Genomic DNA, 25,514 nt, shown 5'->3' with positions numbered 1-25,514 from the left:
CCCGTCGCGGCGGCCCGTCGCACCGGCTCGTGCTCCGGTTCCGTTCCGGTTCCGGTCCCGTCCTAGGCGACGACCACCTTCGCGTTGATCAGGATGTCGTGCAGGTCCGGGCGGAGCGCCCCCTGCGACGTCGTCCGGACCTTCACGATGAGCGCGGCCCCGGGCTTCGCGAAGGCGCGCGCGACCGTCGCCGACCACGAACCGTCCGTGTTGTGCCCGGCGATCGACAGGAACTGCGCGGTCCCACCGGTCATCGTCGGCAGCAGCTGCTCCTCGAGTCGGTCGGCCGGGAGCCCCGCAGCCGTGAACAGCTGCTCGGTGGCGGCACGGTCCCCGATCGTCGGGTCGAGGTCGGTGAGCCGCTGCTGCGTGATGGTCGCCACGGAGCCGTCGGCGTTCGTGTACTCCCTGGACCCGCTGGTCGGGTCCTCGCCGGTCTGCTCCCAGCCGTCGAGTGCCGAGATCTCGAGCCCGAACGCGGGCAGGGTGCTCGACGAGAGCGCGGCGCCGTCCTCGAACGACAGGTCCTTCGTGGCAGCGTCGACGGTGGGTGCAGCCGACGGTGTCGGCGTCGGTGTCTGCGTGGGCGTCGACGACTGCGAGGCGGCCCGCTGCGTCCCCGGCGCCGTCGTGCCGGTGCCGGCGCAGCCGGAGAGTGCGAGCGCGACGATCGCCGCCGCTGTCCCCGCCGTGGTCATCCTGGATGTGATGGACATGTGGTTCCCCCTCGGATCCCGCCGTGCGCCCCGTGCACCGGTCGGTCCGACTCGGAGCCTACGGGTCCGATCGACGGCGCGCCGCTCGGGCTCGCGTATCAGCCGACCGGACCGGCGGTGTACATCGGTTCGGCGCCGGTCGTCACCGATGCCCGGACCCCGCCGCCGACCAGACGGACCGTCAGCGTCCCGCTGAGCGCCGTCGCCGACAGCGACACCCGTCCGTGCAGCGCCGCCCCGCGCGGCCAGCAGGCGCTCGTGCCCTCGAGTTGGTCGGCCGACGCGACGAGGCAGATCGTCGAACCGTCCCGACCGACCCCGGCCCAGACGTTCCACGGTGTCGCCGCGTCGTCGCCCGACAGCGATCGGTTCGTGAACACCAGACGGGTGCTCGAGCGTTCCATCGGCGTCGCGATCCCCGCTGGCGGCCGGTCGGTGACGGTCTGCGGCTGCTCGAACCGCCGGTCGATCGTCACCGCCCCGGCTGGCGGCGTGACGGTGGTCGTGGGGTCGACGGGGCGCGCCCCCAGCGACAGTCCGACCCCGGTCCCCGCGACGAAACCGATCACGACGGCGGCTGCGCCGACGGTCCAGAGGACGCGGTGGTCGGAGCGTCGGATGCGACCGGCTCGCTGGCGGACACCGGCCAGGAGGCCCCTGCCGCGGTCGTCCGCATCCGTTCCGCGGTCGGCCGTTCGCGTTCCGTGCGCGTCGGCTGCGGGTGCGCGGTCGGCGGTTCGCGTTCCGTGCGCGTCGGCTCCGGGTGCGCGGTCGGCGCTGTGCGGGTCGGCGTTGTGCAGATCGGCGCCGGAGCGAGCGGCGAGGGCACTCCGCGCGTCGGCCGCGTCGGCCGGCGTGGACGCGGCTCCCCAGGCGATGCGTTCCAACCGCGCACGTTCGGCATCGGCGTCGGCGTCCTCGGTCGGGTTCATCGCGCTGGTCGCCCCGGCCCTGGACCGGTCACGAGTCCTTCCCTGCGTCCCGAGCACGCTTGCGGCTGTGCGCACGGGCAACGAGCACCGAGCCGATCTGCACGGCGACGAGGATGCCCCAGAGGACCGCCATCTCGGTGTGGAACCGGGACGGCTCCACGACGGCCAGCACCAGCCAGACCAGGGCGATCACCGCCCACCCCCAGACGAGCCACGGCAGGGGCTTGCCGATCAGCCGTTCGAGCAGAGTGCGTCGCTGCGTCTCGGTCATGGCGCTGACGCTACCGGACGCCGGGGTGATCGCCGAGGACCCGGGGTGCCGATCGGCTGGGTCCTGCCGGATCTGGTGGCTGCCGATCCGGGAAGCGGGTCGAAGCGGTCAACCCGCCGACAGCTCGCGCCGTCAGGGTCAGCTCCGCACCGTGGACGGCCGCGATCATCGCGACGAGCGGCAGGCCGAGCCCGTGCCCGCTCCCGTCCGTCCGCGTGCGGTGGCGTCGTCGGAACGGCTCCGTCAACTCGTGCGCCTCGTCGGTCGGGATCACCTCGCCGTCGTTCTCGACCCGGAGCTCGGAGGACCGAGCGTCGAGCACCACCCGTAGGCTCCCGCCGGAGACGTTGTGGACCACGGCATTGCGGATCAGGTTGCCGACGAGTTGCCCGAGCAACGGTCGGTTGCCCAGCACGACGACGTCGTCGAGCTGCACCGACACGACGATCCGCCGGGCGAGGCGTTCTGCGTCCACCGCCAGCAGCGCGGCCGCGACCTCGTCGCGGAGCGACACCGGGCGTGCGTCGATGGGCTCGTCCCCACGTGCCAGGTCGAGCAGCGCCGTCGTCATGCGGATCATCTGGTCCGTGGTGACGAGCAGCCGTTGGAGGGTCTGCGTCCGGTCCGGCCCGTCGGGTGCGCGGAGGGCGACCTGGAGCATCGTCTTCATCGTGGCGAGCGGCGTCCGGAGTTCGTGCGAGGCGTTCGCCGCGAACCGCGACCGGCTGACGAAGGCGGTCTCCAGGCGGTCGAGCATCCGGTTCAGCGTCGCACCGACGTCGCGGATCTCGTCCGGTGGACCCGAGACGTCCACCCGGGCGTCCAGCGTGCCGGCACCGAGCCGGTCGGCGGTCGTGATGATGTCGCGCAGCGGGCGGAGGAGTCTGCCCGCGACGAGCCAACTGACGACACCACCGATGCCCCCGACCACGAGCAACGCCGGGACCGAGACGATGACGAAGAGGCGCAGGACGTCGTCGCGGCCGGTGATCTCGTACACGTCGTGGGTCGATCCGTAGGGGAACGGGCCCGCCGTGAACGCGTAGCCGGGCACGATGGCGAGGACTGCGAAGACGACCGCGAGCATGACGGCACCGGTCAGCAGGATCAGCGCCGTGTACGTCAGGGTGAGGCGCGCCCGGATCGACAGACGGCGCAGCGCGGCGATCCTCATGCTTCCGGACCCTCGTGCACAGGACCCGGCGCGACCGCGTACCCTACACCGGGCAGCGTCCGGATGGCGTCGGGACTGCCGAGCTTCTTCCGCAGCGTCGAGATGGTCAGCCGGACCGCGTTGGTGAACGGGTCAGCGTGCTCGTCCCACACCTGCTCGAGCAGCTGCTCGGCACTCACGAACCCGCCGTCGGCACGCAGCAGGACCTCGAGGACCGCGAACTCCTTGCGCCCCAGGCGCAGGTAGCGGCCGTCGCGGTAGGCCTCGCGTCGGAAGGGATCGAGCCGGAGACCAGCCGTCTCGAGGACCGGTGCGACCGCGCGACGTGCTCGACGGTTCAGCGCCCGGAGGCGTGCCACGAGCTCCTCGAAGTCGAAGGGCTTCCCGAGGTAGTCGTCGGCCCCGAGCTGGAGGCCGTGGACGCGCTCAGCGAGTGTCGTCGACGCCGTCAACATGAGGACGCTCGGTGCTTCCGGGTCAGCGACGATCCGGGCGCAGACGTCGTCCCCGTGCAGACCGGGGATGTCCCGGTCGAGCACGACCACGTCGTACGTGTGGACGGCCAGCTGATCGAGCGCGGCCAACCCGTCGCCCACCGTGTCGGCGGCGATCGCCTCGAGCCGCAGGCCCGCGCGGATCGCCTCCGCCAGGAACGGCTCGTCCTCCACCACCAGTACCCGCACGTCGCTCCTCGCTTCTCGCTGCTCCGGCTGATCCGGACCCGGTCAGCACAGCAGGTCGGATGTATGCGGAGCGTATGCGCTCGACCAGACGCCCGGCTGACGTGCCGACTGTTCCGATGAGGGCATGTCCAGAACCGACCCCGCGCTCGAGCACCCCGTCCTGCCGTCGTTGACCGGCCTGCGCTGGGTCGCGGCGTTCGGGGTGTTCGCCTACCACGTGCGGAACCTCGGGTACTTCGACGGGAACGCGCAGACGGCCCTGAGTGCCGTGGTCGGTAGCGGCGACACCGGCGTCTCGTTATTCTTCATGCTCTCCGGCTTCGTCCTGGCCTGGTCGGACCGCGCGGAAGACGACACCGCGGGACCGGTGCGAGCCGCACTGCGCTTCTGGGCCCGCCGTGCCGCGCGGATCTGGCCGCTCCACCTGGTCGCCGTCCTCGCCGCGATCATCGTGGCAGCGACACTTCTGCCGGGCATCCGGACGACGTCGCCGGCAGCCCTCGTGGCGAACGTCCTGCTCGTCAACGCCTGGCACGCCCCGTGGTGGCAAGCCGGGAACCCGGTGTCGTGGTCGCTGACCTGCGAAGCGTTCTTCTACCTGACGTTCCCATTCCTCATCCGGCTGCTCCGTTCCGCGCACCCCGCCGTGCTCGCGGCCCTCGCCGCGCTGGCAGCCGTCCTCGTCCTGGTCGCGCCGGTGCTCGTGCCGCACCTGCCCGGTTCTCCGGTCCCGGCGAGCTGGCCACCGGCACGGTTCCCGGAGTTCCTGCTCGGTGTCCTCACCGCTGCCCTGGTGCGCTCGGGCGCCTGGCGCGGACCACGACTCGCGGTCCCCGTCCTGCTGACGGTCGCGGGCCTCCTCGCCGCAGACCTGCACCCCACGTCGCGCTTCGCACTGACCGGCTGCACGGTCGTGGGGTTCTCGCTGCTGCTGCCCGCGCTCGCCAGGGCGGACGTCGAAGGACGCACCACCGGCCTGTCGTCTCCGCTGCTCGTGCACCTGGGAGCCAGGTCGTTCGCGTTCTACCTCGTCCATCTCCTGACGATCGACGCGGTGCTGGCCTTCCGCCCCCTGGGCACGGCCGCCGGAGGAGTGACCAGCGTGCTCCTGACCCTGCTGGCCTTGGTGGTCGCACTCGCCGTCGCGTCCGTCCTGCACGACGCGGTGGAGGTCCCGGTGCGCCGGCTCCTGCTCCGCGGACTGCGGCCCGCTGCTCGAGGTGGGCCGGAGGCCGGGCGAACGGACCAGGGCTTCAGGCAGCTGATCCGCCCGACGGTCGCACGTTCCCGTCGGTGATCGACTGGCGGTACGCGTCGATCTTCCGCTCCAACGCGGCCAGGTGACGGAGCAGTTCCCCCTGTCGCTCCAGCACCACCGCGTGGTGGCGTTCGAGGAGCGCGAGTCGTTCGGCGTCATCGGCACCGGCTCGGTACGCGGCCGCGTACTCACGCATCTCCCGCACGTTCATCCCCGTACCGCGGAGCATCACCGTCCCGGCGAGCCAGCGCAGCGCAGCCGTGTCGTACCGCCGCCATCCATCCGGACCACGCTCGGGCGCGGGCGCGATGCCTTCCTTCTCGTAGTAGCGGATCGTGTCGATGGTGATCCCGAGCACGTCCGCCGCGACGCCGATCGTCACCGGTTCGACGACGTGGACCTCGGGAAGCAGCACAGGGCGCAGTCTCGCACTTGACATGGTGTGCGCACCAGGATGGATCGTCATCCTCGCCCGGGTCCTCCCCGGAGAAGAACGGAGCACTCCCGTGCAGCAACTCTCCCTCGGCTCGCAAGGCCTCGTCACGTCCGCACTCGGGCTCGGGTGCATGGGGATGAGTGCCTTCTACGGCGGTGCCACCGAAGCCGGGTCCGTCGAGACCATCCGCCGCGCACTCGACACGGGGATCACCCTGTTCGACACGGCAGAGGCGTACGGGCCGTTCGCGAACGAGGAGCTGCTCGGCCGGGCCCTCGGCGCCGACCGGGGCCGCGTGGTCGTCGCATCGAAGTTCGCCACCGACTTCGCCGACGACGGCACCCCGATCGGACTCGACGGGTCCCCCGAGCACGCCCGCCGCGCGATCGACCGCTCCCTCAGCCACCTCGGCACCGACCACGTCGACCTCTGGTACCTGCACCGCGCCGACCCGAACGTGCCGATCGAAGACACGATCGGTGCGATGGCTGAAGCCGTCACCGCCGGCAAGGCCCGTGCCATCGGCGTCTCGGAGACCTCCGCCGAGACCCTGCGCCGTGCGCACGCGACGTTCCCGATCACCGCGATCCAGTCGGAGTACAGCCTGTTCGAGCGTGACGCCGAACACAACGGCGTCCTCGACACCGCCAGGGAGCTCGGCATCGGGTTCGTGCCCTTCTCACCGCTCGGGCGGGGGTTCCTGTCCGGGAACATCACCAGGAAGGACGGCCTCCCCGCCGGCGACGCCCGACGGAACCTCCCCCGGTTCTCCGACGAAGCCATCGACGCGAACCTCCGCATCGTCGACGCACTCACGGTCATCGCAGACGAGAAGGGCGTCACCACGGCGCAGCTCGCCCTCGCGTGGCTGATCCGGGCCGGTACCGTGCCGATTCCCGGCACCACGAGGGCATCGCGTGTCGAGGAGAACGTCGCCGCTGCCGACGTGGTGCTCACCGACGGCGACCTGGATCGCATCGAGGCGGCCGCACCGCACGGTGTCGTCGTCGGCGCCCGCAACACCGAGGCCGGGATGGCGCGAGACCGCGGCTGACCGAGGTGCGTGGCGGGAGTGCTCACTGCACCCTGCTGCTCGGAGGTTCGTCGCGGATCAGGTCGACGGGTCGAACCGGTACATCCACGCCGCAGGTCCCCCACGGTCTCGCCGCGCCGTGAACGCTGCGCCGGGCAGGACGAACCGATCGCGGACGATGGATCCCACCCTGCCGAGCGTCTTGCTCGTGTCCAACAACTCCCCTTGGCGCGTGATGGCGCGCACACGCTGGCCGCGTCGCTCGTGCATGTGGACCGCAAGGGTCGTTGCCGGCACGCCACTCGCCACCAGCGAACCGAGGATGACGGCGTCCTCGAGAGCGAGGGAAGCACCCTGCCCCGCCGTCGGAGGAATCGCGTGTGCCGCGTCCCCGACGAGGACCACCCGCCCGCATCCCCACCGCACCGGGCGCGGCGTGGTGCGCGACGCCCACACGTCCACGTCGGCCGAGCCCGCCAGCAGGGCAGGCGTCGGCAGGACGTCCCGTCCGACGAGACGCGGGAGCATCGCGACCCACTCGGCTCCGGTCATCCCGACTGCAGCTGAGGCGCCGCCGTCCACGGCGCTGAGCCGGGGGTTCGCGAACCACATGACGGTGGAAGCGTCGACCCGCAACGTGCAGACGAAGCAATCCCTGCCGAACCGGAACTGCAGGGTGCCTGCGGGACCGGTCTCGGATTCCGTGAGCCCGGTGCCGGAGGAACTGCCACCGATGTTGACGACGGGAGCCAGCACATCCGTCGGGGTTGCGCCACCGTGCTCGGGTCCGTGGCTCCCGAAGGTGCGTCGGACAGCGGAACCGATGCCGTCGGCGCCGACGACGATGTCTGCGGTGAACCGCTCGAGCGTCTCGGTGAGCACGCTCGCCCGGTCACCCTCGTCGACAGCGCTCAGCACCCGGGCGCCCTGGATGATCGTGATGCCCCGCTGTTCCGTGTTGGTCCGGAGGAGCCGGTGGAGATCGGCTCGTTGCAGCGAACGGGTCGCGCCCTCCTCCTGCTGGAGCCCGAGCGGGAGCTCCGCGGTCAGCCGCCCCTTCGGGTCGAAGGTCTGCAACCGCGGCGTCGGGACCCCGATCTTCGAGACGGCGGCGCCGAGACCGAGCGCACGGAGCGCTCCGACCCCGTTGCTGGCCACCTGCAACCAGGATCCGGCGTCGTCTGCAGCGCCGGTGCTCCGCTCGAGCACGATCGGGACGTGCCCTGCTCGGTGCAGCGCGATGGCTGTGGCGAGGCCTGCGACACCGCCCCCGACGACGATTGCGTGCATGCGATGAACCCGTTCGTCTCGTCACGGAAGTCGTCGCACTCGCGTCGGACCTGCCGGGGTTGCGCTCGTGAGACGATCGTATGACCGGACGCGACCAGGTGCGCTGAGAAGCGTTGCAGGCTCACTCGCTGGACAGCGCGCCGTCGGACTCCCGCGCCCTTCGATCGCCATCCGGCAAGGTGGATGCATGACCGACTCCGACCCGTCCACCGTCCACTTCCACCAGAAGCACCACGAAGCGATCATCAGCGGCGAGAAGGTCACCACCGTCCGGTGGAACGAATCCGTGCGGGTCGGCGATGCGACGTTCCTGTTCGACGACCACCCGACTGCCGAACCGCTGGCCGGCACGATCACCGCCGTGCACCAGTACCGGCTCGACACCCTCACCGCAGAACAGGCGCGCCAGCCTCCGGAGACTGACATGCAGCTCTTCGGGCAGCAGCTCCGCGAGAACTACTACCCCGACATGCCGGACGATGCTGTCGTCGAGGTGGCCGAACTCTCGATCAAGCCCGCTCGATAGCCGTTCCGGCTGCGTGTCGTCGCGGTCCGCTGTCCGGGGATCGAGCGCGTGCGGAGCGCTGTGGGCCTCGGGAACCTGGCCAGCACCGCGACAGCACGTCTCGCTCGCCGATCTGCTGGCGGCGTCGTCCCGCGAGCCGATCGACCTTCGGGCGCTGGTCTTGCCGGCGACGGCTGGCCGAGCTCCACACCAACTATCTTGGGGTGAGCAGAAGTTGGAGGGAGCGATGTTGTTGCTGCAGTTCCTCGTGCCGGTCGTACTGATTGTCGTCGTCGTGCTCATCTTCCTCGCCGCTCGCGGAAGCATGGGCCGGAGCCCGCTGCAGGATCAGCAGGACGCCGAGTGGCGAGCACGGCGTGACGAGCGACGGCGAGCCCGAGCAGCGCGTCGTTCCGGCGGCCGGTAGCCGATCCGCTGCCGACACCGCGTCTCGATGTTCGGCGTGCCGGTTCGTCCTACGCTGGCGGTGTGGACGAGTGGTGGGATCTTGTGGACGCGGCCGGGGTGCCGACGGGTGGGACGTTCCGGCGCGGTGACGCGGGTTGGCCGGGTGGGGCGTTCCATCTGGTGGTCACGGTGTGCGTCCACCGAGCCGACGGAACCGTCCTGCTCACGCAGCGGGCGCCGACGAAGGAGTTCGCCTTCGGGTGGGAGTTCCCCGGTGGGAGCGCGTTCGCAGGCGAGACTGGTCGTGCAGCTGCGTGCCGAGAGCTGCTCGAGGAGACCAACGTCACCGTCGAGCCCGAGGCGCTGCGCCGCGTCGGCCGCTTCACCGAGGAGACGGCGCTCGTGGACCTCTTCGTCGTGCAGGAGCCGAGTGGGTCAGCGGTGCGAGCGGATCCTGCCGAGGTGATGGACTGGCGTTGGGTCTCCCTGTCGGAGGTCAGCACGCTTCGCACGAGCGGGGTGATGGCGGCCCCGTGGGGGCCGCGGCTGGATGCGCTGTGGCCAGCGGTGACGGCATCGATCCTGGCCGCCGACGACTCCCGAGAGCGCACGTCTCCGCCGCACGAGAGCTGGTGACACCCCTGCGCGAGGCCGGAGACCCTGATCGATCGACCTCGCCGCCTCACCGCCTCACCGCCTCACCGCCAGCTGACGAGAGACCGATCGACCACAGCTCGCGCACGCGCGATGTGACCGCGCACGGTCGAGTGCGGCAGACCCAGCGCCTCGGCGATCTCGGCGTAGGACCGACGCTCGAGATGGCGCAACTCCCAACACCGTCGCTGCATCGGCGCCATACCGTCGATGACCCGCTGCGCGGCTGCGACCAGCGATGCTCGCTCCGCGACGGATCCCGGGGCGTTGTCGACGGATTCAGGAGCCGTCTCATCGAGTTGCGTCCGGTACCGCGTCGCAGCACTCCGGAGCCGATCGAAGCTCCGGCGTCGGACCGTGGTCACGAGCCACGCCGTGATCGCGTCAGCATCGCGCAGCGCTTCGAGATGGGTCCACGCGGCGATGAAGGTCTCCTGCACGACGTCGTCGGCTTCGCTGGACCCGCGCAGGATCCGCACGGCGATCGTTCGGAGCAGAGCAGCATTCCGCCCGACGATCATCGCGAACGCGCGATCGTCCACGGCGCCGGGAGCCACTCGCATTGGTGCCGCCGGCGGAGCGAATGCGTGCTGCTCCTTCACTGGGTTCCGTCGCCGGACCGGGGACTCGAGCACCCCGGTCGGGGCGGACGCGGTCTGCTGCAGTGTCATCATCGACATACGGGTCCACTCCTCGAATCAATTGCGTGAGGATGTTTCGGACTCGTGGAGCAGGAGGGTGGGTGGGCGAAGGTCCCCAGTGCGAGGGCCAGGACGCCGGAACGACAACCGCTCGCTGCGGAAGCGCGGTCCGGAACCGGACGTTCTACCGAGGCAGAGAACGGGACCGCGGCGATCCGGTCGGCGACGCGGTGGATGCGGCGGCGATCGTCTACGAGCCGACGAGCCCCGTTGCCAAGGCGACGATCACACCGACGCCGGCGAACACTGCAACCAGACCCCCGACGATCGCGGCGAGCTGCTGGTCCTTGTTCATCCCCATGGTCGGAGCACACGAGTTCCGACCGCTCGGTCGTGGCCTTCGGTCTCTGTAACGGACCCTGCAGCAGGGTGGTCCCGAGCCGGACTGCATGCGTTGTGGCGCAGCCCCAGCACGTTCTGGTCCGGCCTCGTGAGTGGGCCCTGCCGGGATCGAACCGACGACATCCACGGTGTAAACGTGGCGCTCTACCAGCTGAGCTAAAGGCCCTCACCACGATCCTAGAGTGTCAGCGCTCGATCGTCGTCGAACCGAGCAGGCACGTCACGACGTCCCGCACCGGGGTCGATCGCACCGGATCACGAGGCCAGGCACGTCCTCGTCCCGGTCGTCCGTCGCACCACCGGACAGCACGATCGGGGTGTCGTCGGCGGTCAGGCCGATCGCCAGGGTGCCGGTGCTCGACCGTGCGTCCTGCAGCGGCGGGAACCGGGCGATCGTCGTCTGCTCGGAACCGGTGCACCGCGCATCACGGCACGACAGGAGTCCCAGGGTGCCGCGTTCCTCGTCACGGACCGCGACGAGTGGCCGCCCCGATCGGTCGATGACGAACGCCGGGAGCAGGTTCGTCGGCCCGTTCGGCGTGATGTCCGTGTGTGACGAAGACGAGCACGACGCATCCGCGCAGAACGTCAGCCGTTGGGTCGCGATCCCGTTCGACCGCGCGAGCACGACCGGGTTCCCGTCGCCGCCGATCGCCACCCGCGCGTCGTACGCCTCGTCCCACGCCCGCACCGGCTTGCCCGGCGGGATCGCGTGCGACAGGTCGCGGACGACGGGCTGGCCGCCGTCCGCGCGGAACGACACCAGCCGCAGGGCGGAGAAGGTCGGTGAACCGGCGTCGGTCTCGGACACCAGCGAGACCACGGCGGTGCCGTCCGGCGCGACGGCGACGTCCACACCCTGGTGGTCCAGCGGCGGGATCCACGGCAGCGCCACCTGCCGAACCGTGTGTTCGGCGCAGGACACGTCCTCGCAGAACACGGCGACCAGGTGCGAGCGTCCTTCCGGTTCACCGCCGCGGGCGATCCCGACCACGACCGGCCGGTCGCCGGAACTCGCGACTGCCACGTCGGTCATCCAGTAGCTGACGCGCCCCTGATCGGTCTCCACGATGTCGACGGCGGCGACCGTGGTGCGGCGCCCTTCCGGGCGGTCCACGGCCGGCGCCTCGTCGGCGGAGTCACGCTTCTCCGCCCGTCTCCCCGCGGGCCAGGCGGCACCGTCCGACTTCGGTGCCACATCGAGTTGGTCCGCGCGTGAGTGCACGACCTCGAGCTCGTACTGCTGCGCGACCTCGTCCTCGAGCCGCACCTTCCACTGGGCGGTGAGCAACCCGCCGTCACCCGCACTGCCGACCGCGGAACCGAGCGTCAGGCCGGGCATCTCTACGGGGGTGCCGCACGACGCGTCCCCACACATCCGCAGACGGCTGGGCGGCGTGTACGGCGCGCTCACGACAGCGGTCTGCCCTGCGACGTCGGCGATGTCTCCGCCGGAGATGGAGCGTGCGTCGACCGACGCGGCGTCGTACTGCACGACGCCGAGCGGATTGCTCGAGACGATCACCGCGAACACCACCGCCGGGACGAGCACCACGCCCGCTCCGACGAGTCCAGGCCGCGCCCGCCGTCCCCCGGCCACCGAGTCCGTCGTCAGCGGTGACCGAAGCCGACCGCCGTCGTTCCGTGTTGCGGCCCCGCGCACCGCGATCGCGACGACGACCAGGACCAGACCGGTCGCGGCGATGCAGCACCAGGCCACGACGACGCTGCTCCGGAGCGCCGACGGCGGCAACAGGCGCAGCAGCAGCAGGACGCCGACCCCGAGCACCGTCACCAGTGCCGCTCCCCCGACGAGCGCACGACGTGGCGTCGCCGTTGCCTCGTGTCCACCACGGACGATGACCCGACCAGATCCCCAGGCGCGACGGTAGGCCGATCGACAGGGCACACCGGCCACGACCAGCGCCCAGCCGAGCAGCAGCGGCGCCACGATGACGGCACCGACCACCAGCAGCACGACGATCACGACGGTGCCCCATCCACCTGCCCGCCACCACACAGCGGTGGCTGCCCCCGCCGCCACTGCCACCAACGCGACGAGAGCGGCCTCGACGACGAGCCGCCAGTGGTGGACCGACCACCGCCAGGCGTCGCGCGGTCCCGCCACCGCATCGTCTGCGGCCGCGAGCACGACCACGGTGGCTGCGGTCACCCCGAAACCGAACCCGAACGCCGCGACGACCGCGCCCACGGCGAACAGGGGCGCAGGCACCCCGGTCCCGTCGAGGGCCGCGAACGCACCGTTCACCAGGGCGACGCGTCCACCCGGTACGCCGAGCAACAGCACCACCCCGGCCAGCAACAGCCCGGCAGCGAACGGCACCCCGAAGGCGAACACCACACGGCCACCGCTCCAGGCGATCAGCGGCACGGGTGGTGGGCCGTACTGCCGCCGCACCGCGGTCCCCGTCGATCCGGCGCCTGCGACACCCGTCCCCGGTCGTGCACCATCCATTTGCTCGTCCCCCTCCGACAGCGTCCGCCCATGCTGTCAGGTTCGACGACACACGTCCAGAAGGTGACATTTCAGCCGCCGGCCAGCCCCGGTGCACGAGCAACCGACCCGACTGGTTTAGCCCGAACCTTACTTTCGACGATATGAAGCTCTACGCTTAACCCATGCAGCCCGAGCCCGTGATCGCCGTGATCGTCGACCTGGTCGACTCCCGCACGCTCGCGGACCGCTCCGCAGCCCAGCACGACGTCGAGCGCGCGTTCGACAGTACCGCTGACGTCACCGCCCTCGATCCCCTGCACGCCACCGTCGGCGACGAGTTCCAGGTCATCTACGGCACGCTCACCGACGCGCTGCTGGCGACCACGGCAGCGACCCTCGCGCTCCCCCAGACGGTGCAGATCCGGCTCGGCATCGGCCGCGGACAGGTCCGGACGATCGGTACCGGCGGCAGCGGACCGCTGCAGGACGGCCCCGGCTGGTGGTCGGCGCGGGACGCCATCAACGAGACCCACCGCCGCGAGGACGGCCGGACGGCGTTCCTCCGGTCCTGGTACCACGACGCGGACGACCGCCACGGAACGACGGAGCGCCTCGTGAACGCCTACTTCCTCGGTCGCGACCACGTCGTCTCGCGGCTCGCACCCCGCGCCCGCCGGATCGCACTCGGGCTCGTGCAGGGCAGGACACAGGCGCAGATCGCCGCGGACGAGGGGATCAGCCCGTCGGCGGTGTCCCAGACCGTGCAGAAGTCGGGCGTGGCCGCCGTGGTCGAGGGCCTCCGCGTCCTCGGGGACGGGGGCCGCTGATGCTCGCGGGTGTCCTCCTCGCCCTCGTCGGGCTGGCCGACGTCGTCCGCGCACGGACCGGGACGGACGCGGCACCACGGCGCGTGCTGACCACCACCGTGATCGTCCTGCTCTGGGCCGCCGTGACGACGACGGCGGTGCTCGGCCTCGGCCTCGCCGTCTGGTCGGCGCTCGTCACGGTCGTCCTCGCAGCCCTGTGGGTCGCGACCACGATCCCGGTGCGCTCCGGCGGAACCCCAGTCGGCCGGGATCGACCACTCCCCTGGCTCCGCCGCTCGGGGTCCTGGCCGGCCGCCCTGCTCGCGGTCGCCGTCGCCGTGCTGCTGCTCTGGGCGCCGGGCCCGGACGCGTCCGGCTTCGTGGTCGACTGGCACCGCGACGCCGGCCCGACGTTCGTCGGAGCCGTCCCGCTCGCAGCGATCGTCGCCGGCGTCGGCTCGGCGCTGTTCCTGGTCGACTCGGCCAACGTGGTCGTCGCCCAGGCGCTGCCACCGGGGCTGTCGTCCGACGCACGGCCCGGCGCGGCACCGGCACCGGCAGCGCCAGCGCCAGCGCCAGCGGCCGAGCAGACCCGCCGCAAGCGCTTCGGCTGGCGCCGCACCGCCAAGGCACCCGCGGCCGCCGCAGCCGCAGCCGCAGCCGCGGACAGCACGGTCACCCTCAAGGGCGGACGCATGATCGGCCCGATCGAGCGGCTGCTGCTGGCCGGGTTCTCGTTGGCCGGCGCCTTCCCCGTCGTCGCCGCCCTGATCGCCGCGAAGGGGATCGTCCGGTTCCCCGAGATCCGCCGCGAGACGACCGGGTACCAGGCCGAGTACTTCCTGATCGGCAGCCTGGTGAGCTGGGCGATGGCCTTCGCCGCCGCCGGTATGTGCTGGTTGCTGGCCCTGGGCTGACGAACGCACCCGGCGCCCGATGTCCGCAGGTACGCTCTCCTGCGTGAACGGTGTCGGAGTCGGTGTGCTCGACGAAGCCGGGCGGCTCCGCCTGCTCGGTGCAGGTGTGACGGGTGCCGCCTTCGCCGTCGTGCTGGTCATGCTGGTCCTGTCCTCGTGGACCGAGGCGACGACCACCGTCCTGGTCTCGGTCGGCATCCCGACCGCGGCGGCCGGAGCCGCGATCGCCGTCGTCCTGCAGCGCCGAGCCTGGCGCGCCGAGGGCGGCTACGAACGGTCGATCGTCGTCCGCGAGTGGATCGCCGACGGCCAGGTGCCCGCCGGGGTGCCGGCAGACCAGTGGATCCCGCTCGTGCAGGCCCAGGCCGACCGCGAAGGCGCCGGCTGGGGCAAGGTCGTCCTCGGCGTGCTGTGGATCGCGATGACGTGGTCGATGCGCGACCAGCACGGCACGCTCATCACGACGATGCTCATCCTGCTCTGGAGCGCGATGGCCCTGTGGGCGGCCGTCTGGGTCATCCCCCGTGCCCGGGCAGCGCGAGCGCTCCTGCGTCGCGGCGTCTCGACGATCGGCTGAACCCCGGTCGGCTGAACCCCGCTCGGCTGAACCCCGCTCGTGCGCGCCTGACTACGCTCGGACCCATGCAGAGTCGCACTCTCGGCCGCACCGGCCGCTCCGTCTCCCCCATCGGTCTCGGCACCTGGCAGTTCGGCGGTGACTGGGGTCCGGTCTCCGAAGCCGACGCGAACGCCGTCATGGACGCATCCGTCGAGTCGGGCGTCACCCTGTTCGACACCGCCGACGTCTACGGTGACGGCCGGAGCGAGCAGCTCATCGGCGCGTGGCGCGCCGCGAACCCCGACGTGCCGCTGACGATCACCACGAAGATGGGCCGTCGCGCCGACCAGGTCCCCGAGAACTACGTCGCCGCGAACTTCCGCGAGTGGGTCGACCGCTCCCGCCGGAACCTCGGTCAGGACACGCTCGACCTCGTGCAGCTGCACTGCCCGCCGACCCCGGTCTACGCGGACGACGCCGTCTACGACGCCCTCGACGCCCTGGTCGCCGACGGCTCGGTCGCCGCCTACGGCGTCAGCGTCGAGACCGCCGACCAGGCGCTCCCCGCGATCGCCCGGCCCGGCGTCGCGAGCGTCCAGATCATCCTCAACGCGTTCCGGCTCAAGCCGCTCGACCGTGTGCTGCCGGCCGCTCTGGAGGCAGGGGTCGGCATCCTCGCGCGCGTCCCGTTGGCCTCGGGGCTGCTCTCCGGCAAGTACACGACCGACACGTCGTTCGCCGAGGGCGACCACCGCAACTACAACCGCCACGGCGAGGCCTTCGACCAGGGCGAGACCTTCAGCGGCGTCGACTACGACGACGGCGTGCGCGCCGCCCAGACCTTCGCGGCGTCCCTGCCGGACGCCGTCTCCGTCCCGCAGGCAGCGCTCGCGTGGATCATCGCGCAGGACGGCGTCACGGCGGCGATCCCGGGTGCACGCAACCCGGAGCAGGCGCGTTCGAACGCCGCTGCCGGCGACCTGCCGCCGATCGAGGGGCTCGACGCCACCGTCCGCGACCTGTACGACACGTGGTTCCGCGCGAGCGTCCACGACCGCTGGTGAACCTGCGGAGCGTCGCGGTCGCAGTGGCCGCACTCCTGCTGCTGTCCGGGTGCGCGGCGCCCGGAGCGGTGACCACCCGTGACGCTCCGCCGTGGCCACGCCCGACGGACCTGACGGCCCGCGCGGAGTCCGCCGGGCTGCACAACGTCTGGGGCGAACGGCTGGCCGAGCACGTGCACTCGCACCTGACGATCCTGGACGGCGACGAACCGGTGACCGTCCCGGCGAACATCGGTCACTCCGACGACCGCGAGTTCGCCGCCGAGATCCACACGCACGACACCTCGGGCATCGTGCACGTCGAGTCCCCGACGAAGCAGACGTTCACGCTCGGGCAGTTCTTCGACGAGTGGGGTGTCTCGCTCGGCCCGGAGCACGTCGGTGGCCTGCGCGGCGAACTGACCGTGTGGGTCGACGGGCACCGACGGATCGGCAACCCGCGATCGATCGAGCTGACGGACCTGCGGCAGATCGTCCTCATCGTCACGACCGTGGGCGAGGTCCCCCGCCTGCCGGCTCCCTTCGACTGGCCGCCGCAGTACGACTAGCGCCGGAACCGGCTCGCTTCAGGCCTCCTTCGCAGCGACCCACGACAGGTCGAGGTCCCACTGCTCGACCGAGCCGGCCGGCAGCTGCCACACGTACTCGTTCTTGAGCTTCTTGCCGTCCTCGCGGAACGGCCCCGTCCGGTACGGGTAGAACGCGACCGTCGGCAGTGTGCCGGGCGGGGCCGTGCGGATCGCGTTCGAGAAGTCCTTGTTCAACCGGCGGAGCTCGGCGATCACGGCGCCGCGAGCGGCATCGGCGTCGAACCCACCGGCGCCCGTGGCGAGCTGGAACGCGATGTGCAGCTGCCGGTCCCCGTGGTCGTCCTCGTAGCTGATCAACCGGTGGTTCTCGACGGCTTCGAGCAGCTCCGGGTCGCCGTACACGACGTCCCGCACCACGTCGGGCGCGACGACGGCCCCGTTGTAGTCGACGGACAGGTCGGACCGGCCGTAGTGGAACAGCAGCGGCAGGTCGAGTTCGGCCTCGGCGGCGAGCGCCGCGTGTCCGGTCGCCCGCAGCACGGACCGCAGTTCCTTCATCCGCACCACGTGTCCGCGGTCGTGGATGTTGTAGCGGATGCGGGGGCTGATGTTCTCGGAGCGGGCGATGGTCACGACGAGTTCGCCGAGGTCGTTCGTCTCGATCAGGTAGCCGAACGGGTTGAACTGGAACACCATCGGGAGCACCCCGTACTCGCCCTGCTTGGTCAGGGCGGCGGAGAGTTCCGGTGACGCGGCGATGGCTCGGCGCAGCTGCACGCTGAAGGGCGTCTCGATGCCGAGGTTGATCTCGAGGTCGCTCGCCCCGTAGGAGCCGAGGACGGCCTGCGCGTACTGCTCGATGTGGGCGCGCATGTTCTCGCTGATGCCCTCGCCACCGAACGCGGCGACGATCGTGTACTGGCTCCAGTCGAGCCGGTCGTCCTCGAACAGGGCCTTCAGGAACGGTGGGTAGCTGCAGATGATGTAGGTGAAGTCGGTGCCGAACTCCCGCATCGTCTGGACGATCTTGTCGCGGTCCGGGCCGATCGACTTGATCATCGACGACTCGGTGAGCGAGGCGGTGACGTTCATGCCGGTCGCCCAGGCGCCGAGCGAGAAGGCGTTGAGCACGAACGGCTGTTTGGACAGGTCCTTCGCGGTGCGCGAGAACCCGAGCTGCAGCAGCTGTCGGGTGGCCTGGCGTTCGTCGGGCCCGCGCACCCAGCTGGTCGGGGTGCCGCTCGATCCGCTGGACTCGTCGACGACGACGCCGCGTCGGGGCAGGCGTCCGTCGATGCAGCGTTCGGGGATGCTCCAGCGCTTGACGTAGGAGTCCTTGTCCATCTCGGGCAGTCCGGAGATCGCCGCGGCGATCCCGCCGCGGGTGTCGAGCCTGGAGGCGCGTCCGGACTCCGCCAGGAACGCGCGGTAGGCGGGGACCCGCTTGGCGGCCCGTTCGGCGGTCCGCCAGGCGCGCCAGCGTCCGAGGGTCCAGCGGAGCGGCTCGATGCCGGGCGTGAGCAGGAGCTTGTGGGTGCCGACGCGCGGCATGAACAGCGCGACGAAGGTCTCGACCACCCACACCACCGTGAACACCGCTGCCCGCTTCACCGGGTCCCCCCGACGGTCATCGCTGCTGCGGGGCGGCGGTGTGCCAGGGGTGGTGGGTCGCTGTGTCCGAAGCGGAACAGCATCCAGGCCATCCGGCCGTCGGACTCGTCGACGCCGGCGCGCTCCACGAACGCGGCGTGTGACCGTGGGTTGGTGATCACGGTGCCGAAGGGGTGCATGGCGATGCCGCGGGCGGAGAACTCGAGCCAGATGCGCATGAACACCCGGCCGGCCTCGACGTACTCGGCCGGGGTGCTGAACGGTCCTTCGAGCCAGGCGAGCTGTCGGACGCCCCGCATGGTGGACAGGTACACCCTGCGGAAGAGACCGCCGATGCCCGGTGCCTGCCAGAGTCCGCGGTGCTCCATGGCGAACCGGAGCACCGGGCCGGGCATGAGCATCGTCTCGGCGGACAGTCCGTCGCCGGTGGCCGCTGCCTGCTGCTTCGAGAACCGCAGCCAGTGCAGGATCTCGTCGTGCACGGCGTCGTGCTGCAGGTCGTCGAACAGGGTCTCCTGGTTGACGCGGACGATCTCGTCGACGGTGGCACGGTCGTCGGTGGTGCGGAAGCGTTGCCCGGCCGCCGAGGCGATGGCGGCTGCGGCCTCGATCGCGGTGGCGTCCACCAGGGTCGAGTCGTAGGGCCTACGTGAGGTGCGCCGGGCGAGGAAGCCGGCCAGGGCCTCCCGGTCGTCGGCGGTGACCACGTGCGGACGCAACGTCACGGTGCCCAGCCGGTGCAGGTGGTCCTCGGCACCAGCGCCGAGCCGACCGAAGTCCATCTCGGCGTGGTCGAGCTGTTCCTGCACGGTGAACCCGTGCGCCCGTGCCACCACGTCGAGCCCGGCCAGGAACACCCCGGCGCAGACGTGCCCGAACGGGATGCCGAACGATTCCGCCGGCAGCCCCCGTCGCAGGTCGTAGAACACGGTCGCGGTGTGGTCGTCCTCGACGCGCACGACGATCGGTTGCGAGTTGTGCGGCGACGGGTAGTGCCGCGCGTCCTCGATGATGCCCGTCCACGGTGATGCCATCGTTCCCCCTCGGTGGTCCCTGGCGACGATCATACGAACCCCTGCCGTCCGCCATGCCCGTCGGGGCATGCACGGTGGAGGACTCCTGCGTACCCTGCTCCTCGTGCAGACCATCCGGACCGGGACCGACCTCGCCGCGGTCGAGGACGTCGTCGACGCCGTCGCGGCCCACGGCGAGCGGTACCTGGACCGCGTGTTCACCGTCCGGGAGCGCGCCGACACCGGTGACGACCCGGAGCGCCTGGCGGCTCGGTTCGCCGGCAAGGAGGCCGTGGTGAAGCTGCTCCGGCCGGCCCCGGACCAGGCGATCCCGCTGCGTGACGTCGCCGTCGTGCTCGACGCCGCCGGCGCCCCCACGGTCGAGCTCTCCGGGGCGGCGGCAGCGCTGGCGGAGTCGATCGGGTGCGGCCCGATCGCGATCTCGCTGGCGCACGAACGGGGGCTTGCGGTGGCGACGGCGGTGGCGCTGTCCGAGCGGTGACCCGGGGCGCGTGACAGGGGTGCGGTTTCCCGCATCCGCACGGCGGTTTCCCGAGGGCTGTTCCTCTTTACGGTTGCAGTCATGGAACAGGACCCGAACCCCTCCAGCGCCACCGCGACGATCGCCGGACCGGCCACCGACCAGGCCGTCCGCCGCGCCCTCGCCGAGCACGGCCGGCTGACGGTCGACGCGTGGGACGTCGCGTCGACCGCCGACCTCTACGTCCTCGGCTTGACCTCGCACGCGACCGTCAACGTGATGCTCGCGGTGGAGTCCGAGCTCGACGTCGAGTTCCCCGACTCCGTGCTCAACCGGTCCACCTTCGCGAGCGTCGAGTCGATCACCGCCGCCGCGGAGCTCGCCGCGGAGCTCGCCTCGTGACGCTGGTCCTGCCGGCACCGTCGGTCGTCGACCGGTTCGCCGAGCGTGCGAGCGCGGTGGCCGAGGTCGCCGCGCAGTTCGCCGACGAGGTCGACCGCGACGCCCGGCCCCCGCGTGAGGCCATCGCCGCGATGCGGGAGTACGGCCTGCTCGCGGCAGCGGTGCCGACCGAGCACGGTGGCGAGGGTGCCTCCGTGGCCGAGCTCTCGGCGATCGCGACCGAACTCGGCCGGGCCTGTGCCGCGACCGGCATGGTGTTCGCGATGCACCAGGGCCAGGTCATGGCGCTCTGGCGGCACGGCGGCGACGGCGCGGGCGTGCTCGAGACCATCGAGGCCGTCCGGGGCGGGGCACTCGTCGCGTCGGCAACGACCGAGCGCGGCGTCGGCGGCGACGCCCGGCGTTCCACCTGCTCCATCGAGCCGACCGACGACGGCCGGATCCGCCTGCGCAAGGACGCGCCGGTGATCTCCTACGCCACCGAGGCCGACGCGGTGTTCGTCACCGCGCGCCGCGACCCGGACGCCCCGGCGTCGGACCAGCGACTGCTCATCTGCCGCACCGACACGATGGTCCTGTCGCAGACGTCGACCTGGGACACCATGGGGCTCCGCGGCACCTGCAGCAACGGGTGGATCCTCGACACCGAGACGACGACCGACCGGGTGTTCCGCGACGACTACGCCGCGATCTCCGCCCAGACCGTCCTGCCGGTGTCGCACGTGCTGTGGGCCTCGGTCTGGCTCGGCATCGCCGTGTCGTCCGCCGAACGTGCCCGCAGCGCCGTCCGCAAGCAGGCCCGGGCATCCGTCGGCACGACCCCGCCCGGTGCCCTCCGGCTCGCCGAGCTCCTGGTCGACCTGCAGGCGCTGGCCGACTCGGTGCGCCACGCCGCCGAACGGTTCGACGCCGCCGCCGACGACCCGGACGTGCTGGCCTCGAGCGCGTACGCCCTCGCCGCGAACGCCCTGAAGATCGGTGCGTCCGAGCGCGTCACCGACATCGTCACGAAGGCGCTGCGCATCGTCGGGATCGCCGGCTACGCCGCCTCGGGTCCGATGAGCATCGCCCGCCACCTCCGAGACGCCCACGGTGCCGCCGTCATGGTGAGCAACGACCGTCTCCTGGGGAACGACGCCGACCTGGCCATCATGACGGGAGTGATCCTGTGACCACCACGGACACCACCACGCACACCACCGACGCCTCCACCGCGGACACCGCGGACACCGCCGGCACGGACACCGCCACGGCGCTCGACGCCGCCCGCGCCGCCCTCCGCGCCCGCCTGCTCACCGACGGCGTGCTCCTCGACCTCGGCACGCCCGGCCTCTACGGCCGCACCGGGGTGTTCGAGCGCGTCTCCGCCGCGGTCGACGCCGCAGCGGTCCGCAGCCAGCAGCACCTCGGCGCCGAGGTCCTGCGTTTCCCGCCGGTCGAGCCGCTCGCGTCCTTCGAGCGCACCGACTACATCGCGTCGTTCCCGGACCTCGCCGCGTCGATCTCCGGGTTCACCGGCGACGACCGCACCCACCGCGCGCTGCTCGCCGCCCGCGAGCGCGGTGAGCGCTGGGAGGGCTTCCTCGAGCCGGCCGACCTCATGCTCACCCCCGCTGTCTGCCACCCCGTCTACGGCCTCATCGGCGACACCGTGCCGCAGCAGGGCCGGTTCCTCGACGTCCTGGGCGACTCCTTCCGCCGGGAGCCCTCGCTCGACCCGATGCGCCTGCAGGCCTTCCACATGCACGAGTTCGTGCACGTCGGCACCCCCGCGTCCGCAGCGGCCCACCGCGACGGCAGCATCCCGGTGATGCGTGCCCTGCTCGAGTCGTTCGGGCTCGAGATCGACGTCGTCCCCGCCAACGACCCCTTCTTCGGCCGCGTCGGGCAGATGCTCGCCCGCAACCAGGTCGAGCAGGCCCTGAAGTTCGAGTTCGTGACGAAGGTCTACGGCGCCGACCACGACGCCACCGCGATCAGCTCCGCGAACCTGCACGAGGACCACTTCGGTACCTCGTTCGGCCTGCGCACCGAGGACGGGCAGGTGGCGCACAGCGCCTGCATCGCGTTCGGCCTGGAACGCATCACCATCGCCCTGTTCGCCGCCCACGGCACGGACCTCGACGCCTGGCCGGCGTCCGCCCGCGCCGCCCTGGCACTGTGACCACGCTGCACGGCTGGACCGGATCGCCGGCGATCCGCGCCGCGGTCCAGCTCCCCGCCGCCGCGCGCGCCGGTGTCGTGATCTGCCCGCCGCTCGGGCAGGAGGGCGTCATCGCGTACCGCACGCTCCGCCTGCTGGCCGACCGCCTGGAGGCCCGTGGCATCGCCTCGGTGCGCTACGACCCGTCCGGACGTGGTGACGGCGCACCCGACACCACACCGGACGCGCAGGTCCGGTCCGCACGTCACGCCGCTGCGCTGCTCCGGTCGGCGGGCATCCGGGACGTCGCGTTCGTCGGGCTGGCGTCCGCCGCACTCGTCGCCGCCGCTGCCGCCCAGGCGACCGACGGCCTGCTCGTCTGGGACGCCCCGGCGTCCGGCAGAGGCTGGCTCCGCCGACAGCGCGCCCTGGCGACGATCACCATCGGGGCCGATCGGGTCGTCGACGGTGTCGAGAGCCTCATCGGCATCGAGGTCGACACCGACGAGGCCGCCGCACTGTCCGCCCTGGCGTTCGCTCCGCGCACCGGACCGACCGTCGCCCTGGTCCGTCCGGGTACCCGTGCGCCGAAGCCCCTCGGTGGCGTCGAGGTGACCGAGGTCACCGGCAGCCCGGAGCTGCTCGACGGCACGAGCATCCACGCCCGGATCCCCGGCACCGCCATCGACACCGCCGTCGCCTGGCTCGGTGCCTGGGCACCCACCGCTGCGGCACCCGTCGCCCCGCCCGAGCTCGACGAGGTCCTCGACGTGGACGGCCGCGTCTCGGAACGGATCGTCCGCCTGGGCCCCGAGCGGCTGTTCGCCGTCGAGACCGTGTCGTCCGCGCAGCACCACGACGCCCCGCTCGTCGTCCTGCACAACGGCGCCGCGGAGCACCGCGTCGGCGCCACCGACTACCAGGTCGGACTCGCTCGGGCCCTGGCACGCGACGGCGCTCGGGTGGTCCGCGTCGACCGCCGCGGCACGGGCGAGAGCAGCGCCGTGCACGAGGACGAGCGCAGCTTCCTGTTCGCCCAGGAGTGGGTCGAGGACCAGTCCGCCGTCGTCACCGCCCTCGGCGAACCCTCGGACCGTCTGGTGCTCGTCGGCATGTGCGCCGGTGCCTGGCTCGCGGGCCGCTCGGCAGAGGAGGCCCCACGCCTCGTGGTCGAGATCAGCCCGAACGACTACCGGCGGCATCCCGCGGCCCCCGGGAGCTACGAGGACGCCGTCCGCGCGATCGACGCCCCCTCACCGACGCGGCTCTGGATCCGGCACCGCTACAACGCCCTGGTGCCGAAGGCCCTCCGCGACCGCATCGCCCGACGCGACCGGGTCGGCGGCGTCGTCGAGCACGTGCGCCCCCTCGTCGAGCACGGCACCGACGTGGTCGTGATCGTGGCCCCGGACGACGCCGCACTGTTCGACCGCCTCGGCGGGCAGAAGGCCGTGCGTCGCTACACCGGCACCGGCCGCCGTGGCGCCCTGTCGGTCGTGCGGGTCGAGGCCGGCGACCACTCGCTGTTCTCGCCCGTGATGCGGCAGGCGGTGCAGGCCGAGGTGCGCTCCCGCGTCGCGGCGACGTTCCCCGTGCCCGCCTGACGGCTGCCGACCGTGCGGCAGGCCGGCGTGCAGGAGCTCAGACGAACCCGAGCTCGTGCGCGACCGCGTCGGGACGCTCGACGTGGGCGAAGTGCCCGCACGCCTCCAGCAGCACCGTGCGGGTCTGCGGCACGAGCGCCCGCAGTGCGGCCAGGTCCGAGACGCGAGCGAACACGTCGTCGCGGCCCGCGATCGCCGTCACCGGGCGGGTGATCGCGCGCCACCGGTCGACGTCGTACGCCGCCGCCGACCGTGCCGCCTCGGTGAACTGCTCCGGCCGGAGCTCGTCCACGAAGGCTGCCAGGACGCTCGGGTCCAGGCGTCGCACGTGCGTGAACACCGGCGCCGCGACGAGTGGCAGCAGGCCGATCCGGGCGATCCCCCGGAGCAGCGGACGAGCGGCGCCACCGGTCACCGTCAGGCCGGCTCGCAGCAGGGTGAACGCCGGCAGGGTGCCGAGCGCCCGGACGGGGTGCCGAGCTGCACCGGCCGTCGCAACCGTCGTGCCGGACACCAGCGCGAGCGACCGGACCCGCTCGGGCGCCACCACGGCCAGGTGCAACCCGACGAACGCGCCCATGGAGTGCCCGACGACGTCGACCGCACCGAGGTCCAGTGCTCCGAGGACCGCGGTCGCGGCAGCCGTGACGGCGTCGAGCCCGAACGGACCGTCGGGGGCCGGCGAGGACCCCCAGCCGGGCAGGTCGACGAGCACCAGTCCGCGGGCACCGATGCCGTCCGCGGCGCGCAGCAGCGGGGTCCACGTCGACCAGGAGCCGGCGATGCCGTGCAGCAGCAGGAGCGGGTCCGGGCCGACGCGGTGGTGCACCACGACGGGGCCGGTCGGGGTGTCGACGACCGTGCGGGTCAGGCCCCAGGCGCCGGGCGTGACGCGCACCGGGTACGGGGCGTAGCCGTCGGAGGCGACCCCGCGACCACGCGGGTCGGTGTCGATGGCGTGCACCGGGCCTCCTGTCCGACCGTCGACGCGGATGCGTCCGTCAGCAGGGATTCGGAACGCTAGCCGACGGGGACGGGTGCCGAGCAGGCGGCGAGCCGGTCGAGGGCCGCCTTGTACTCGGCCACGTCGCGCTGCAGGCCGGGCTCGGTGATGATCGAGGCCTTGATGCGGCCCTGCACGTCGATGACGAAGGTCGCGCGGGTGGCGAAGCCCTTGTGCTCGAGGAACACGCCGTACTCCTTCGAGACCGCGCCGTGCGGCCAGAAGTCGGCGAGCAGCTCGAAGTCGTAGCCGTTCGTCTCGGCGAACGACCGCAGCGTCGCCTTCGAGTCGACCGAGATGCCGAGGAGCTCGATGCGCTGGTCCTGGAACATCGTGATGTTGTCCTGCAGGGTGCAGAGCTCGTTCGTGCACCCGGACGAGAACGCCAGCGGGAAGAAGACGAGTGCGACCGGGCGGTTGCCGCGGAAGTCGCTGAGTCGGACGTGCTCACCGAACTGGTTCGGGAGCTCGAAGTCCGGCGCGAGTGAGCCGATCTCCAGTGCCATCGCTACGTGTGCTT

At 71.8% G+C, this 25,514-nt stretch carries 27 protein-coding genes and 1 tRNA gene; 14 read left to right on the top strand and 14 right to left on the bottom strand.

Annotated elements, in window-relative coordinates:
• Positions 1-62: 62 nt before the first annotated feature.
• The 5 genes from ASF75_RS01210 to ASF75_RS01190 form a co-directional block, all read right to left on the bottom strand.
• Positions 63-716, bottom strand: a complete 654-nt coding sequence (locus ASF75_RS01210) for a hypothetical protein (RefSeq protein ID WP_156463740.1) — start codon at positions 714-716, stop codon at positions 63-65.
• 98 nt (positions 717-814) lie between these two features.
• The gene (locus ASF75_RS01205; RefSeq protein ID WP_056068358.1) at positions 815-1,648 is read right to left on the bottom strand and encodes a hypothetical protein; all 834 of its coding nucleotides are present in this window, start codon (positions 1,646-1,648) and stop codon (positions 815-817) included.
• A gap of 28 nt (positions 1,649-1,676) precedes the next feature.
• A complete protein-coding gene (locus tag ASF75_RS01200; RefSeq protein WP_056068356.1) occupies positions 1,677-1,919 on the bottom strand; it encodes a hypothetical protein in 243 nt (80 codons plus the stop codon).
• 10 nt (positions 1,920-1,929) lie between these two features.
• Positions 1,930-3,093 (bottom strand): sensor histidine kinase, encoded by a 1,164-nt coding sequence (locus tag ASF75_RS01195; RefSeq protein WP_056068355.1) that lies wholly within the window; start codon positions 3,091-3,093, stop codon positions 1,930-1,932.
• Positions 3,090-3,776 (bottom strand): response regulator transcription factor, encoded by a 687-nt coding sequence (locus ASF75_RS01190; RefSeq protein ID WP_040418670.1) that lies wholly within the window; start codon positions 3,774-3,776, stop codon positions 3,090-3,092. Before ASF75_RS01190 ends, ASF75_RS01195 begins: the two co-directional genes overlap by 4 nt.
• Positions 3,777-3,900: 124 nt before the next feature.
• Here ASF75_RS01190 and ASF75_RS01185 point away from each other — a divergent pair, with 124 nt between their 5' ends.
• Positions 3,901-5,073, top strand: coding sequence for an acyltransferase family protein (locus ASF75_RS01185; RefSeq protein WP_056068353.1), 1,173 nt, complete (start codon positions 3,901-3,903; stop codon positions 5,071-5,073).
• Here ASF75_RS01185 and ASF75_RS01180 read toward each other — a convergent pair.
• Positions 5,030-5,449 carry a MerR family transcriptional regulator gene (locus ASF75_RS01180; protein WP_056068351.1) on the bottom strand — a complete coding sequence of 140 codons (420 nt, stop codon included), beginning with the start codon at positions 5,447-5,449 and terminating at the stop codon, positions 5,030-5,032. The genes ASF75_RS01185 and ASF75_RS01180 overlap by 44 nt on opposite strands.
• A gap of 91 nt (positions 5,450-5,540) precedes the next feature.
• Here ASF75_RS01180 and ASF75_RS01175 point away from each other — a divergent pair, with 91 nt between their 5' ends.
• Positions 5,541-6,524 (top strand): aldo/keto reductase, encoded by a 984-nt coding sequence (locus ASF75_RS01175; RefSeq protein WP_056068349.1) that lies wholly within the window; start codon positions 5,541-5,543, stop codon positions 6,522-6,524.
• 57 nt (positions 6,525-6,581) lie between these two features.
• Here the strand turns inward: ASF75_RS01175 and ASF75_RS01170 are convergent, their stop codons facing one another.
• Positions 6,582-7,793: an FAD-dependent oxidoreductase gene (locus ASF75_RS01170; RefSeq protein WP_056068347.1), complete on the bottom strand. Its 1,212-nt coding sequence runs from the start codon at positions 7,791-7,793 to the stop codon at positions 6,582-6,584.
• 187 nt (positions 7,794-7,980) lie between these two features.
• On the opposite strand from ASF75_RS01170, the gene ASF75_RS01165 reads away from it, so the two are divergent.
• Positions 7,981-8,319, top strand: coding sequence for an ASCH domain-containing protein (locus ASF75_RS01165; protein ID WP_056068344.1), 339 nt, complete (start codon positions 7,981-7,983; stop codon positions 8,317-8,319).
• A gap of 468 nt (positions 8,320-8,787) precedes the next feature.
• Positions 8,788-9,342, top strand: coding sequence for an NUDIX domain-containing protein (locus ASF75_RS01160; protein ID WP_056068343.1), 555 nt, complete (start codon positions 8,788-8,790; stop codon positions 9,340-9,342).
• Between the two features lie 62 nt (positions 9,343-9,404).
• Here ASF75_RS01160 and ASF75_RS01155 read toward each other — a convergent pair whose 3' ends face one another.
• The 3 genes from ASF75_RS01155 to ASF75_RS01145 form a co-directional block, all read right to left on the bottom strand.
• Entirely contained in the window at positions 9,405-9,902 is a 498-nt protein-coding gene (locus ASF75_RS01155) for an RNA polymerase sigma factor (protein WP_162242998.1), read from the bottom strand.
• Between the two features lie 594 nt (positions 9,903-10,496).
• A tRNA-Val gene (locus ASF75_RS01150) sits at positions 10,497-10,569 on the bottom strand.
• Positions 10,570-10,623: 54 nt separating this feature from the next.
• Positions 10,624-12,879: a hypothetical protein gene (locus tag ASF75_RS01145; protein WP_235517469.1), complete on the bottom strand. Its 2,256-nt coding sequence runs from the start codon at positions 12,877-12,879 to the stop codon at positions 10,624-10,626.
• A 164-nt stretch (positions 12,880-13,043) separates the two neighbouring features.
• Here ASF75_RS01145 and ASF75_RS01140 point away from each other — a divergent pair, with 164 nt between their 5' ends.
• From ASF75_RS01140 to ASF75_RS01120, 5 genes are all read left to right on the top strand, one after another.
• Positions 13,044-13,688, top strand: a complete 645-nt coding sequence (locus tag ASF75_RS01140) for a SatD family protein (protein WP_017885724.1) — start codon at positions 13,044-13,046, stop codon at positions 13,686-13,688.
• The gene (locus ASF75_RS01135; RefSeq protein WP_056068337.1) at positions 13,688-14,584 is read left to right on the top strand and encodes a hypothetical protein; all 897 of its coding nucleotides are present in this window, start codon (positions 13,688-13,690) and stop codon (positions 14,582-14,584) included. The genes ASF75_RS01140 and ASF75_RS01135 overlap by 1 nt, the downstream gene beginning before the upstream one ends.
• Before the next feature lie 43 nt (positions 14,585-14,627).
• Entirely contained in the window at positions 14,628-15,161 is a 534-nt protein-coding gene (locus tag ASF75_RS01130) for a hypothetical protein (RefSeq protein ID WP_056068335.1), read from the top strand.
• A gap of 65 nt (positions 15,162-15,226) precedes the next feature.
• On the top strand, positions 15,227-16,207 hold the full coding sequence (locus ASF75_RS01125) for an aldo/keto reductase (protein ID WP_056068333.1): 981 nt from the start codon (positions 15,227-15,229) through the stop codon (positions 16,205-16,207).
• Positions 16,204-16,755: a hypothetical protein gene (locus ASF75_RS01120; RefSeq protein WP_056068331.1), complete on the top strand. Its 552-nt coding sequence runs from the start codon at positions 16,204-16,206 to the stop codon at positions 16,753-16,755. Before ASF75_RS01125 ends, ASF75_RS01120 begins: the two co-directional genes overlap by 4 nt.
• Positions 16,756-16,773: 18 nt before the next feature.
• Here the strand turns inward: ASF75_RS01120 and ASF75_RS01115 are convergent, their stop codons facing one another.
• Together ASF75_RS01115 and ASF75_RS01110 are read right to left on the bottom strand one after the other, a co-directional pair.
• Positions 16,774-18,348, bottom strand: coding sequence for a phenylacetate--CoA ligase family protein (locus ASF75_RS01115; protein ID WP_235517466.1), 1,575 nt, complete (start codon positions 18,346-18,348; stop codon positions 16,774-16,776).
• Positions 18,345-19,382, bottom strand: coding sequence for a hypothetical protein (locus ASF75_RS01110; protein WP_056068329.1), 1,038 nt, complete (start codon positions 19,380-19,382; stop codon positions 18,345-18,347). Before ASF75_RS01110 ends, ASF75_RS01115 begins: the two co-directional genes overlap by 4 nt.
• Positions 19,383-19,485: 103 nt before the next feature.
• On the opposite strand from ASF75_RS01110, the gene ASF75_RS01105 reads away from it, so the two are divergent.
• From ASF75_RS01105 to ASF75_RS01085, 5 genes are all read left to right on the top strand, one after another.
• Entirely contained in the window at positions 19,486-19,863 is a 378-nt protein-coding gene (locus ASF75_RS01105; protein WP_161598060.1) for a holo-ACP synthase, read from the top strand.
• A gap of 81 nt (positions 19,864-19,944) precedes the next feature.
• A complete protein-coding gene (locus ASF75_RS01100) occupies positions 19,945-20,244 on the top strand; it encodes an acyl carrier protein (RefSeq protein WP_056068325.1) in 300 nt (99 codons plus the stop codon).
• On the top strand, positions 20,241-21,416 hold the full coding sequence (locus ASF75_RS01095; protein ID WP_056068324.1) for an acyl-CoA dehydrogenase family protein: 1,176 nt from the start codon (positions 20,241-20,243) through the stop codon (positions 21,414-21,416). The genes ASF75_RS01100 and ASF75_RS01095 overlap by 4 nt, the downstream gene beginning before the upstream one ends.
• Positions 21,413-22,408, top strand: a complete 996-nt coding sequence (locus ASF75_RS01090; RefSeq protein WP_082046911.1) for an amino acid--[acyl-carrier-protein] ligase — start codon at positions 21,413-21,415, stop codon at positions 22,406-22,408. The genes ASF75_RS01095 and ASF75_RS01090 overlap by 4 nt, the downstream gene beginning before the upstream one ends.
• Entirely contained in the window at positions 22,405-23,991 is a 1,587-nt protein-coding gene (locus tag ASF75_RS01085; RefSeq protein WP_056068322.1) for an alpha/beta fold hydrolase, read from the top strand. The genes ASF75_RS01090 and ASF75_RS01085 overlap by 4 nt, the downstream gene beginning before the upstream one ends.
• A 37-nt stretch (positions 23,992-24,028) precedes the next feature.
• Here the strand turns inward: ASF75_RS01085 and ASF75_RS01080 are convergent, their stop codons facing one another.
• The gene (locus tag ASF75_RS01080) at positions 24,029-24,955 is read right to left on the bottom strand and encodes an alpha/beta fold hydrolase (protein ID WP_056068320.1); all 927 of its coding nucleotides are present in this window, start codon (positions 24,953-24,955) and stop codon (positions 24,029-24,031) included.
• A 56-nt stretch (positions 24,956-25,011) separates the two neighbouring features.
• Entirely contained in the window at positions 25,012-25,500 is a 489-nt protein-coding gene (locus ASF75_RS01075; RefSeq protein ID WP_017886715.1) for a peroxiredoxin, read from the bottom strand.
• Positions 25,501-25,514: the final 14 nt, after the last annotated feature.

This window comes from Curtobacterium sp. Leaf154 (assembly GCF_001424595.1).
Lineage (GTDB): Bacteria > Actinomycetota > Actinomycetes > Actinomycetales > Microbacteriaceae > Curtobacterium > Curtobacterium poinsettiae.
Note: the sequence above shows the minus strand (reverse complement) of the source record. Positions and strands in the feature narration are given on the sequence as shown.